This is a genomic window from Trichocoleus sp. Lan (assembly GCF_039961855.1).
In the GTDB taxonomy this organism is placed as follows: Bacteria; Cyanobacteriota; Cyanobacteriia; order Cyanobacteriales; family FACHB-T130; genus FACHB-T130.
Genome location: NZ_JAMPKA010000003.1, coordinates 44,983 through 57,431, shown reverse-complemented (window position 1 = coordinate 57,431; position 12,449 = coordinate 44,983). Strand labels below are relative to the sequence as shown.

At 43.8% G+C, this 12,449-nt stretch carries 10 protein-coding genes; 9 read left to right on the top strand and 1 reads right to left on the bottom strand.

Annotation, left to right across the window (positions count from 1 at the left end):
- Nucleotides 1-391: 391 nt before the first annotated feature.
- The 9 genes from NDA03_RS03290 to NDA03_RS03250 all read left to right on the top strand — a co-directional run bounded on the left by NDA03_RS03290 (nucleotide 392) and on the right by NDA03_RS03250 (nucleotide 9,455).
- A complete protein-coding gene (locus NDA03_RS03290) occupies nucleotides 392-1,180 on the top strand; it encodes an NYN domain-containing protein (RefSeq protein WP_348237290.1) in 789 nt (262 codons plus the stop codon).
- Nucleotides 1,181-1,368: 188 nt separating this feature from the next.
- Nucleotides 1,369-2,055: a ribonuclease III gene (gene rnc / locus NDA03_RS03285; protein ID WP_348237289.1), complete on the top strand. Its 687-nt coding sequence runs from the start codon at nucleotides 1,369-1,371 to the stop codon at nucleotides 2,053-2,055.
- A 100-nt stretch (nucleotides 2,056-2,155) separates the two neighbouring features.
- Nucleotides 2,156-3,253, top strand: a complete 1,098-nt coding sequence (locus NDA03_RS03280) for a YihY/virulence factor BrkB family protein (RefSeq protein ID WP_348237288.1) — start codon at nucleotides 2,156-2,158, stop codon at nucleotides 3,251-3,253.
- A gap of 428 nt (nucleotides 3,254-3,681) precedes the next feature.
- On the top strand, nucleotides 3,682-4,305 hold the full coding sequence (locus NDA03_RS03275; RefSeq protein ID WP_190433709.1) for an OmpH family outer membrane protein: 624 nt from the start codon (nucleotides 3,682-3,684) through the stop codon (nucleotides 4,303-4,305).
- Between the two features lie 126 nt (nucleotides 4,306-4,431).
- Nucleotides 4,432-6,213, top strand: coding sequence for an OmpA family protein (locus tag NDA03_RS03270; protein WP_190667014.1), 1,782 nt, complete (start codon nucleotides 4,432-4,434; stop codon nucleotides 6,211-6,213).
- Nucleotides 6,213-6,710, top strand: coding sequence for a Rab family GTPase (locus tag NDA03_RS03265; protein WP_348237286.1), 498 nt, complete (start codon nucleotides 6,213-6,215; stop codon nucleotides 6,708-6,710). Before NDA03_RS03270 ends, NDA03_RS03265 begins: the two co-directional genes overlap by 1 nt.
- Nucleotides 6,711-7,727 (top strand): adenylate/guanylate cyclase domain-containing protein, encoded by a 1,017-nt coding sequence (locus NDA03_RS03260; RefSeq protein ID WP_348237285.1) that lies wholly within the window; start codon nucleotides 6,711-6,713, stop codon nucleotides 7,725-7,727.
- A complete protein-coding gene (locus NDA03_RS03255; protein WP_348237283.1) occupies nucleotides 7,727-8,845 on the top strand; it encodes a HAMP domain-containing sensor histidine kinase in 1,119 nt (372 codons plus the stop codon). The genes NDA03_RS03260 and NDA03_RS03255 overlap by 1 nt, the downstream gene beginning before the upstream one ends.
- A gap of 220 nt (nucleotides 8,846-9,065) precedes the next feature.
- Complete coding sequence (locus NDA03_RS03250; protein WP_348237282.1) at nucleotides 9,066-9,455, top strand: hypothetical protein; 390 nt, start codon at nucleotides 9,066-9,068, stop codon at nucleotides 9,453-9,455.
- Between the two features lie 81 nt (nucleotides 9,456-9,536).
- On the opposite strand, the gene NDA03_RS03245 is transcribed toward NDA03_RS03250, so the two are convergent.
- The gene (locus tag NDA03_RS03245) at nucleotides 9,537-12,281 is read right to left on the bottom strand and encodes a family 10 glycosylhydrolase (RefSeq protein WP_348237281.1); all 2,745 of its coding nucleotides are present in this window, start codon (nucleotides 12,279-12,281) and stop codon (nucleotides 9,537-9,539) included.
- Between the last annotated feature and the right edge of the window lie 168 nt (nucleotides 12,282-12,449).

Sequence of the window (12,449 nt, the reverse complement as noted above, 5' to 3'; positions counted from 1 at the left end):
ACATCCAAGTTTTTCCGGTGTTACATTAACCGCAGACAGTATAAACATCTTGCATTAAAAAGCGCGAATTTTTGAATGCTGTCTCAGTTGCAGGGTTTTGAGTCTCCCGCTGAGCGTCTAGTCAACCTTTTGGTTGAATATTCACTTTGAAGTTAGGTCAGTTCACCGACCTAACTTTCGGAAAGATCACAAAATATCTGGCTTAATGTTCAATCAACTGCTTGACTGAACGCTTGGCGGGAGTCTAAAAATCCTGCATCTGAGACTGGAACATCAAATCTTCGATATCGCAGAACTTGATTCAATTATTTTATTTGAGCAAGTTTCTGCGGACGCTAGATGCGTGATTTGTTGATGCTGTCAAATCAACGAATTATTTTGAGGTTTGATAATGCAAGCGATTCATCTAGCCACTAAGCCACAAACAGTCCAGCCAGATTCTTTAGTATATGTTGGTTGGGATTTGCAAAACGTCAGCTTAAAACAACCCAATGAATTGCAAAAGTTTGCTAAAGAACTACTGATTTTTTGTGGTTCAAAAGGAAATTTACATAGTCCGCACGTTTACTACAATTCACAGCATAAAAACCAACTTGCTGCAAACAATATTTTAGAAAAAGTTGGTTATAAAGGTGTTAATGTTCCTATTGCCAAAAAAAATAGCGCAGATCATCAATTAATACTGGACTGCCTTAAGACGGTTGTGTCCAAACCTTCGGCGGACATATTTACCTTTGTGTTAGGAGATAAGGACTATGTAGGCTTGATTTGCGTTTTGCGCTCCTTAGGAAAAAAAGTCATCATCTTTGCTCAGCGAGGTAGTGAAAGTAAAAAGCTGATGAGTATTTCTGATGAATTTTACTTTGTAGACCAATTACCTAACTTGGTTAGTAGCAAGGCTGTAATTCGGAAAGATAGCGTTTTGCCTTATATCACTTACGATGATGCTGTTGAGTGCCTTATTGAAGCTATCAAGACTGCGCTCAGCCAAGGTAAGCGTGCAGTATATCCTACTATTGACAAGCTGATGCGTCAAAGTCAGCGTTTTCCAAACTATAAAGGGGTTTCCACTATTCATAAACCTCATGCAACGAAATTTTCAAGCTTCAGCAAATTTGTTGCTGCTGTTGAAAAAGATGGGAAAATTAAATTGCAAAATGAGGAAATGTTGTTAGTATAGTTAAGCCGATTGCTGAAAGCTAGAGAATCAAGCGATCGCTACTTACCAAAAACTCAGTTTGGACAGAAATCGAGTTATCCAAAAGCCGCTAGTGGGCGGCTTTTTCGTGTTCGCCTAATTAACAACCATCAATGACTGGTACTGATATTTCCATGCAATTAATTGACCCAAAACCAGGAGAGATAAAAATGAAATTGCCAACATTTCAGAATGAAAAACTCTTGCTTCATGCCCTTACTCACCGTTCTTATGCCAATGAAAACCCCGGAGAATGTGAAAACAACGAACGTCTAGAATTTTTGGGTGATGCTTTGCTAACTTTTTTAAGTGGCGAATATCTCTATCGTCGTCACCCGCAAATGGGAGAAGACCAAATGACTCGTAGGCGTTCCGCGCTGGTAGATGAAAAGCAGCTAGCAAAGTTCGCTACCGAGATTGGTTTAAACTTCAAAATGCGGTTAGGTCAAGGTGCCATTCGCGAGGGAGGCTACTATAATCCAAATTTACTTAGCAGCACCTTTGAAGCCGTCGTCGGTGCTTATTATCTAGATAACAATTTGGATGTTGAGAAAGTCCGCGATTTTGTAGAACCACTATTTGATTCCGTTCCGGAGGATATCGTAGTGTCTCTCTCCAAAGTGGACTCGAAAAATCGGTTTCAGCAATGGGTGCAAGCAAATCCTGACCTTGGCTCAACACCACCGAAATATGTCACCAAACAAGCAGGCGGAACACCCCACGCCCCAGAGTTCATCGCCACAGTGCTTGTGGGGGATAAAGCCTACGGGGAAGGTAAAGGACGCAGCAAAAAAGATGCTGAGAAAGCTGCTGCTGAAGATGCACTGTCCAAACTGAAAAAACGAGGGCTGGTGTAAGCCGGAATTCGGAGAAACTCTAACTTTCGGGTCTTTTAACTTCTTGACAAGGCGCTGCAAACTCAAAGATACAGTGGTAGCGCAGACTAGAAGTTAAGTTATGAAGCCAAAAGATATAGTAGGACTCCTTAAAGACACATTTGCAGAGTGGCAAGAAGATAAGGCATCGCGGTTAGCGGCGGCGCTGGCGTATTACACCGTATTTTCTCTGGCACCGCTAGTTATTATTGCGATCGCGATCGCTGCCTTGGTATTTGGACAAGAAGCCGCTGAGGGGGGAATTGTTACGCAACTTCGAGAGTTGCTTGGCAAGCAGGGTGCTGAAGCTGTCCAAGAAATGATCGCAAATTCTCGCAAGGCAGAGGAAGGCACAATTGCCACTCTGATTAGCGTTGGTCTCCTCCTGTTCGGTGCCTCCGGCGTTTTTGGTCAGCTGCAAGATTCACTCAACACCATCTGGGAAGTCGCCCCCAAGCCTGGACGCGGCATCAAAGGCTTTATCAAAGACCGATTTTTGTCCTTTGCAATGGTACTGGGCATCGGCTTTTTGCTCTTAGTTTCGTTGATCTTGAGTGCCGGCTTGACATCAGTAGGCGACTATTTGGGCCACTTGATACCCGGTTTGCCCTTCCTGCAAGCCCTAAACTTTTTCATCTCCTTCGGCGTCGTGACGGTGCTGTTCGCGCTGATGTTTAGAATTTTGCCAGATGCGAAAATTGCCTGGGGTGACGTGTGGATCGGTGCCGCCATTACCTCTTTACTATTTACCATTGGTAAGTACTTACTGGGGTTGTATCTAGGCAATGGCAGTGTCGGCTCAACCTACGGCGCAGCTGGCTCATTTGTAGTGCTGCTGTTGTGGGTAAATTATTCCGCCCAGATTCTCTTTTTCGGTGCCGAATTTACTCAAGTCTACGCCAACAAGTACGGCTCTCGAATTGTCCCCTCCAAGAATGCTGTACCCCTTACCGAAGAAGCGAGGGCACAGCAAGGAATTCCTCGAACTGACGATGTCAAAGCATCTACTGCACAAGATCAAAGCGATCGCTCGTCTGGAACCTCTACCAGCACCATACAACGGGTAGATCCGCCAAAGTCCAGACACCCGATGGTAACAGTCCTCGCCTTAATGATTGGCGTTTACCAAGGCTTTGCATCTCTAGTGGGAGCCAAGGGGAAGAAGAACAAACAAAAATGATGTATTCTGAGGAACTTTGCAGAGATTTATTAGGTGAGTTTTCTTAGGGCGCAGAGGCTATCAATATATGTTTTGGTTTGTTACAACTTTCTCATAAGTATTGACTTTCTTAGGCAAGATAGCAGTAAAGGCAGAAACAACTTTAGCTTGTGCCTTGTCCACCCCTTACGGAAATGGTAACGGAAGATGCAAAAGGCTAGCCTTCCGTTCTTTGCAATATAGATTTTTTTATACTTGTGGCAGTCCTTTTAGCCCTTGCATTTACTGACGCTGACCTTTAGGGTAAAGTCTTAATGTACGAAAAGCGAGGTTTTTGCGCTCTAGAAGACAACTCGATTTACTGGTTTGCCGCCATAAACCACTTCTTCCTTGCCTAAAAAACAAGAAGATAAGACAACAATAAGTCTCTTTAATAAAGGATTAAATTTATGAGTTCTTCGGAAGAAAATTACATCAATTATATAGAATTGGAATCCGCTCAAACAAATCCAATTCAGTCTAAAAGTGATTCCTCGCTTCCTAGTGTAAATGGGACAGAAAGTGGAAATCTCGATAAAGTCAGAGATATTCTTTTTGGGAATCAGACGCGAGAATACGAAAAAAGGTTTGCTCGTTTGGAAGAACGTTTAGTGAAAGAATCCACTAACTTACGCGATGACACGAGAAAACGTTTAGATAATATTGAAAACTACCTCCGAAAAGAACTTGAATCTATAACTGACCGATTAAAAACTGAGCAATCAGAACGAGACGAATCAGTAAAAGGGCTTTCTCAGGAATTAAAAAACTTGATTGGTTCTTTGGAAAAGAAGCTCGCGCAACTGGATGAACAAACTACAACGAAAGAGCGAGAGTTACGTCAGCAGATTCTAGAGCAATCTAAAAATTTGGACGATGAGATTAGGCAAAAATATGAAGAACTTTTGGCTGCGCTTGAACGAGAAGCCCAAGAACTTCGTAAGGATAAAACAGACCGTTCAACTCTGGCATCTCTGTTTGCAGAACTAGCAATGAGACTTAACACTCAACCGGGAATTTCTCGAAATGAATAATTTTTCTACAAAAGAGATTTTTAAGGGGGGAATCCAAAATTATCCGTCCATAGACTACTAAATCGCTCTAGCTCCCTCATCTGATGTCGGCATAATAATTTAGTTGTGAATAGGGGGATTTGAGCAATGGCTGACTCTTCTACCCATGATTTATCTAGCAATACTCCAGAAAATAATCTTTCAACGAACGAGGATCTCTCAGAACTTCGGAGTTTGCTTCTTGGTTTTGAGCAAAGCGAACTTGATAAACTGCATGAGCGACTAAATAATCCCAATATTCATGCAGAGGATATCAGCCAACTGCTTCCAGAGGCGATTATCCTACGGACAATGCGAGATAAGCAGCTAAGCGAAGCAATCGTGCCAACGGTTGAAGAAGCGATTCATTTATCGGTCACAAAAGACCTGAATATCCTGTCAGAGGCGATTTTCCCCGTAATCGGCCCTGCCACGCGCAAAGCGATCGCTACAGCTCTGGAAACTACAGTCCAGTCCCTCAATCAAACTGTTGAACACAGCTTGTCTCCACAAGGCTTTAAGTGGAGATTGGAAGCTTTACAGACAGGAAAATCATTTGCCGAAGTTGTTCTTCTCCGCACTCTTCTCTATCGAGTTGAACAAGTTTTTTTGATTCATAAAAAAACTGGATTGTTACTTCAGCACGTAGTAGCGCCAAACGTAGCCGCTCAGGATGCAGACTTAGTTTCAGCGATGTTAACAGCGATCCGGGATTTTGTCCAAGACTCTTTTAGCGTACAAACCGGCGATTCCCTAGAAACGTTGCAGTTTGGCGAACTCACTATCTGGATTGAACCTGGTCCGCAGGCAATATTAGCAGGGATTATCCGGGGAAATGCACCCAAAGAATTTAAGTTAGTTTTCCAAGAAGTAATAGAAAAAATTCACCTCAAATACGACCAAAAATTTAATTCGTTTGAGGGAGATACTGCTCCCTTTGAAGGCAGCACGCTTTATCTTGAAGATTGCTTTCAGGCCCAGTATCAACCCAAAAAGACAAAACCTTCTCCTGTTCTATGGATTTTATTAAGCTCTATATTAATAGCTTTGGGTAGCTGGTTCTTTTTTGACTTCACAGAGAAACAGCGATGGACAGCGTATTTGGAAAAATTAAATGCTCAGCCAGGAATGACCGTAGTTACTTCCGAGAAACGTCGGGGAAAATATTTTATTTCCGGACTTCGAGATCCTTTGGCGGCAGATCCAATCAAGATCATGAAAGAATCAAATATTAATCCCAAAATAGTTATTAGCCGCTGGGAGCCTTACTTATCTTTTTATCCAAAATTTACTGAAATTAGAGCGAAAGACTTGCTTCAACCTCCGGCAACTGTATCTTTAATCGTTGATGAAAAGGGCACTCTTCGTGCTGAAGGTTCTGCTCCTTATCAATGGATTATTGAAACCAGAAAACTGGTGCGAGCAATTCCCGGAATTAATAAATTTGACGAAAAAAATCTTATTGAGATGGAACTTAAAGAACTTGAGCTTAGTGAAAACAAGATCGAAAAGCAGTTACTCTTTTTTACAGAGGGAAGTACACAACTTGAACCTGACCAGGAAATCATGATAGAAAACCTTATAAAAGAAGTTAAAAAACTTACAAATGCCGCACCTTATTTAGGTAAAAATGTCCAAATTGAAATTTTAGGACACGCTAACAAAATAGGCTCAGAGCAGAGAAATATGATCCTAAGCCAAGGGCGTGCCGATGCTATCCTTTCTACTCTAGTTTCGCAAGGAATAAAGAAAACCAATCTTTCTGCGGTGGGTGTAGGCACAAAAGAAATTTTGGATAAAGAAACGACCCAACAGGATCGATCATTGAATCGCAGCGTCTCTTTCAAGGTAAAAATAACTGATACCTCCGGGAGAGAAATAACTCAGTAATGATCCAGAAAAAAATGTGTATGGTGGGTGCATTCGCCACCGGAAAAACGAGTTTAGTCTCACGTTTTGTTAAAAGTATTTACTCTGATACTTATCAAACAACTGTTGGAGTAAAAATTGATAAAAAATCACTCAATATTGGAGGGAAAGAATTAAATCTCATTCTTTGGGATCTTTATGGAGAAGACGAATTTCAAAAAGTTCGGATGTCCTACCTGCGGGGTTCGTCAGGCTATTTCCTGGTAGCTGATGGAACCCGCCGTACTACCTTAGATAAAGCTTTTACACTTCAAAAAAGAGTAGAAGATACGATTGGCACCCTTCCCTTCATTTTGGTACTCAACAAATGGGATTTGACGGAGGAATGGGATATTGATGATACAGCAATGGACGAAATAGTAGAAAGAGGTTGGCTAGTCGTTAAAAGCAGCGCAAAAACAGGTTTAGGTGTAGAAGAAGCTTTTCTAACGCTTGCGAAGAAAATGATAGAGGTATAGATGCTTGACCTCCCTTCGCCAATTCTGAATTATATTCACACTTTGGCTGTTGAAAATCGTTCCCCAGCCTATCTCCTGGTAGAAAAAGATGGTCGTTTGTCCGATTGGGGCGGGAAGCTGGAAGCCTATGGAGTGAATGATTTGCAAAAAGGGGAATATATCGGGAAACAAGTCTTTTTTCTAGAAGGTCTTTTTCCCCTAAACGGTTCTCCTATCTGTATCCCTTGCATGAAAACGGAATATGGGCTTTCCGCAGATGTCCATCTTGTACCTGGAGAAGAGAGAGACTGGGTATTGCTATTAGATGCAACCTTGGAAGAAAGCCAGCACCGTCTGATGCAACAACAAGGAAACGAATTGAACCTTTTGCGAGAGGAACACTGTAAAATATTAAATCAATATTTTGGGAAGGATATTACCCAATTACCACAAACGTTGCTGACTCTTCAAGAGAGAGGAGAACGGCGGGATGTTACTATTCTTTCCATCCATATTTGTGGACTCACTTCCTACAGTGAAAATAACCCTCCCGAAGTAGTTTTTAAAACATTAAATTTATGTATCCCTATTATGATACAGATACTTATTGATGAAGCTGGGATAGTCAATAAAATAACTGGAGATGTAATAACGGCTTTCTTCGGGGTTATTGCCTCAACGGGATGTCCTAAAAATCAGGCAATAAAAGCTGCACGAGACATAATTGAGGCCATTGCAGAGATAGGTGAAGCGAGGAAAGGCGAGCTTGGTTTAACTCTCGAAATCGCTATTGGTATCGCTTCGGGACCCGTTACTTTCGGTATTTTGGGTAGCAAAGGTAGCAGAATGTTCACTGCTATTGGCTACTATGTTAATTTAGCAGCTTGCTTGGAAAGTCAGGCACGTCCCAGCGAGATTCTCATCGACGAAAATACATTTCAAGAGCTTGATGAGATGAAAAAATATTTTTTAGAAAATTTCCTTCTATTGAAAGGAATTGTTGAACCTATACGAACTTATTCTTGCCTGGTAAAATAATGAAAGAATCTATTACAAACGAGCTTTTTGCCGCCCTGAATATTGTAATTTTAGAACGCCTGGATAATGGATTTTTTACAATAGTTGGGACGATGCCGGATTGGTTTAATAATTTCCATGTAAATACTACGCAGGAACCGGATAGATTAAATTTGGGTCAGCAATTCCCTTTTCTGGATAACTTTCTCATCGATGCTGAACATTTCTGGGAAGAAAAGGGTACAGAACCCCTAAAATCCGGGCTGTGGACTGAAATTAATATATTGGGAAACGAATGCCATCTAGAGGCATCAGCCGTTTGTCTGGAAGATAAGAAAATACTCTTGATTGAGTGTTTGGGATTTGCTTATGAAGAAAAACAGTCTCTGATCCAGAAAGCTAGACAAAATAATCTAACTTATCAACATCTTATTAAAGAAATACAAAAAAAAGAAATTTTACTTCACTGCTTTGTACACGACATAGCAGGACAACTAACGGGACTTAACTGCTGCTTTGCACTTCTTGCTTTAGACAATTTGACACCAAAAGGCAGAGAACGCCTAGAAATCGGGAGGAAGCAATGTACCAAGCAAGAGATGTTGATTCAGGAAATATTGAAGGCATTTTCTGCCGAGGTAAAATCACTAGAGGCTTTTTCACTCGATCCTGCTCACGCTCCAGATGCAATGATTTGTGCAGTGGAAGTGGTGGATGCTTTATTACCAACTTTTACATTCCATAAAATGCAGTTGCAATTGGCTGCTGACATCAATAGCTCGGAAGATTGGAAGGTAGTTGGGGAAAACTCGCGTTTGGAGAGAGTTCTTTTTAACTTAGTAGAAAATGCTCTTAGACATAGTCCATCTGGTTCTACTGTGACAGTTAATCTCAAAGAAGATGGAGAATTTATTTTGGTGAGTGTGGACGATGAGGGTTTTGGTGTACCGCCGGAGCTTTCAAAAAATTTGTTTCAAAAATTTTCTCAAGGTACAGAGAAAGCTGGCAAAGCCGGTTTAGGACTTTATTTTTGTCGGATTACGGTTGAACGCTGGGGTGGCAGTATTGGTTATTCACCCCGTAGTGAACGAGGTTCCCGATTTTGGTTTCGGCTCCCTAGACCCATTGTGCAATCATAGACTTGGATTTTAACTATCTACAAAATTTTTCGGGCGGAGAAGTTGGATGGTTCATTGCTATGAACCACGAACTATCAAAAGCCTACGTTGATTGACACGTACCCACGTAGTATTGGTTACGGTAAAAAGCGATCGCTCTTAGTTTTTTGCATTCAAAGTGATTTCAATCTGGCAGCAATATCGTAAAATCTGAGTGAGCTCGTGCGGGAGAAAGCGTAAAATGGACAGTCGAGTGTACGAATTTGACCAGACGCAGAACCAGCTGATTCGGGATCTTGCTCAGAAAATGCGCTTTGTTAGCTACTTTCTGACCGCTTTAGGGGTGCTTCTGGTTATAGATGGGATTGTCAGTATCGCAAAAGGTGAAATTGGCGGCCTTATCACTGGCGTTGTTCAAATCTTCATTGGTTTATGGACAAGTAAAGCAGCCTCTTCTTTCCAGCTTATTGTCGATACTCAGGGAAGCGATATGGAAAATTTGATTGGTGCCCTTGGGGAACTTAGAAAACTTTATACACTCCAATACTGGCTGATATTGATAGCGGTCTTCTTTGTTGCTGTTGCACTAATTATGACAGTGATTTTTGGAACATTCCAAGTCACTCGATGACAGACGGTTGAGCGTTTCTTGGGATGGGAAATCAGTTCAGAAATAGGCAATATATCGCTTTTTACACCTATTTTTGAATCTTTAATTCTTAATTCCTCGCTCGCCATAGCGCAGTAGCCTTTCCAAAGTTGCCAAACGGTTATCCCAAACTTGAATTTGGTAGGGCTGCTCTATACCTTCCCGTTTCATCCATTGATTGAACTGAAATTTAAAAGCTTGGAGTGAAATTTTCGCCTTTGCCAGGTTATTCGCAGAAGGATTCGCAGCCAGCTGATTCAGCGTATTTGAGAGAGCCTCTGATTGTTTGCGCCACTCCGAGAGTGCTGGTTCCTTAATCCCAAACTGGTTAGTTTCTAAAAGAAAATCCCATTCTTTTTGGAGTGCCGCGTAACGAGTCGCAGCGGCTAGGAAAGGTTGGCGATAAGGCAACGGTTCTGTGGATGATTTTATTTCCCTCCCCTGAGTGCGGCGGAAGATTCCTTGCAGATTTTCGTTGAGATTTTCGGCGGCAAATAGAGCGTAACCGCTGGCAGGAAAATTCCGCAGCGCTTGTATTTGATCGATTGCCACAACATCTGGCAGATTCAGTAAACGAATCGAGGGCAAAACGAGAGTTGAACCCAGTAGAGCCTGAGTAAGTAAAGGCTGTGCCAAACTCTGGAGTTTGTTAGTATCTAAAGCGTAAGTCATCGGCACCAGCAAATCTACATCTCCGCGCTGCGCCCAGACTTCCCAATGTTGTTGTAGTTTTTGCAAGCGCTCAGTTTCAGGAAAAGGAAACACTGCCGCTGACACAATCAGGTTCGGTTTTAAGGCGCGTAGGCTTTTCGATGCATCTGCTACAAAACTGTTAATGGCATTGGTGCGAAATTGCGTCCACTTTTGCCATAAATTGCGGTCTTTCGGCGAAATCTTTGCCGGATCGACCCCGTGTAACTGCTGAAATTGCTGACGAGCCGCTGTACCGTAGCCAAAAGCATAACCCGCACGGGGATCTTGAAAAGGATAGCGAATGTAATCGAACTGAATGCCATCCACTTGATAGTTTGTGGCAATTTCCCCCAACATCTGTATTAAGTAGCGCCGTACCTCCGGATTCGCCGGATCGAGAAACGTTTTTCCCGAACCCAAGTGGAATAAACGCCCCCGGTTATCGTAGCCTGCCCAGGTGGGATGCAGATCGAGTACCGGGCCGGGATACTCTTTCGGAAGCTTGACTAAGGTGTTATGACGCTGGTTGCCGACGGCGAAAATCCACACCCAGGCGTGCAACTCCATGCCGCGCTCATGAGCGAGTTTGACTGCGCTAGCTAGGGGGTCCCAGCCGCGTACCAAGGGATTCTGAATCTGAGCGACGCGACTGGGATAAATGGGATATCCCGCATTGACTGTTTCAAAAAAGACCGTGTTAAACCCTGACGCTGCTAGTCGGTCGAAAATTTTTGCTAATTTTTGCTCCGAACCAGCGCTGACAATGGTACCCCGATCTAACCACATCGCCCGAATTTCTGACTGTCCTTGGGGTCGGTCGGTGGGATAGTTGTCCCAGAGAGTTCGTCGCGCCTGGAGCCATTGCTGTCGGGCAGCGCTGTAGTCTTTTTGGTCAACTAGCTGAAGAAATTTTTGCAACCCTGTCCGGGCAGTTTTGAGTGCTGATTCCTGATTAGAGCGTGAAGAAGTTTGAGCGATGAGCTTGGTTTGGGTTGAGGAATTATTTCCGTTTGCCGTTCCCACCTTGTTCGTGGCGTTGGCAGTTAACATTGCACTCTCAAAGCGTCCGATGAGCGCTTCCAACTCCTGGCGCATCGCGGTTGCTTGTCCGCTTGTGATGAGCTGGGAGCTTGGTTTTACTTCGAGTCCAGGTGGAGCCACTAAACCATCGGCGTTGACGTCTGCGGCTTGGGTTGCTGGGGCAGGAGGGAAAAGGATAGGGGTTCCCGACTGGGTGCGGGAAGCGGCAGGCGTCCGATCTGCCGCAGTCCCTGGAGAAACGGAATTCGTTGAATTTGGCTGCCCGTTTGGCGGGCGTGGTGTGGCAGCCGCAGTGGTTCCGGCTGGGGAGGAACACTGCTGGGGCGCATTGGTTGGTGCATTTTTGGCTGTTCTCACTCCCCCGTAGCGGTTCAGGGATGCCCGCAACCATGCACTATCCAGGTTTGGGCTAGAGGCAGTATCGACGCCCCAACGCCAGCCCAGAAAGACCGAGCGATCGGTGGTTACGACCGCCGGTGGATTCTCAACCGACTTCCAGACAGCAGCGGTTTGACTGGTCAATCCAGCGGGAATGATTACACCCCCCTGGGCGGTTCCGGCAAGTCCGTTCTGTTGCACCCAACCCTGATTTTTAGCGGGTGCGGGTGCCAAGGTGGAGGGGCTTTGTAAACCGAATCCCCAGTAAGCGCCAAAGAGCGATCGCAATTGCGATCGCACATTCGCTTGGGAAAGCGTGCCTAAAGGCCCAGTAGCGATCGCTCGCCCGCCTTTACCCATCCATTCTTGGATTGCTTGTACCTGTACGGCACTTAGGGTTTCAACATTCGGTAAAAATAAAACCTGCGTCCCTGCTAAATCTGCCGCCTGCCGGACTTGTTGTAAATCCACCACACAGTAGGCAACACCACTTAGTCCTAGGCGGGTTGTAATCCCCTCCCATTGGTTAGCATTGTCCTGGGTTTTCACGACTCCCAGTACACCCGGTGCGGCACCGGCAGGAAAAGAATTAAAAAATAAACAGGAAAAATTTACAACTAAAAATACCCAATTCCAAGCCTGAGATTTTTCCTTTCCCTGGCGTTCCCGCTTCAAACCAAAACCACTCCTCAACACAAGCTGCTCCTGAAATAGCTGTTAGCGATTAGCTTTTCATCCTTAGCCATCAGTTATCAGTCATTAGCCACAAACTAACGACTCATGACGAATTACCAATGACTTCTTTTAACAGCCAAGGGCTAATCGCTCATTCTAAGCAACGACCTCAGTTAGTCGCAACAAACT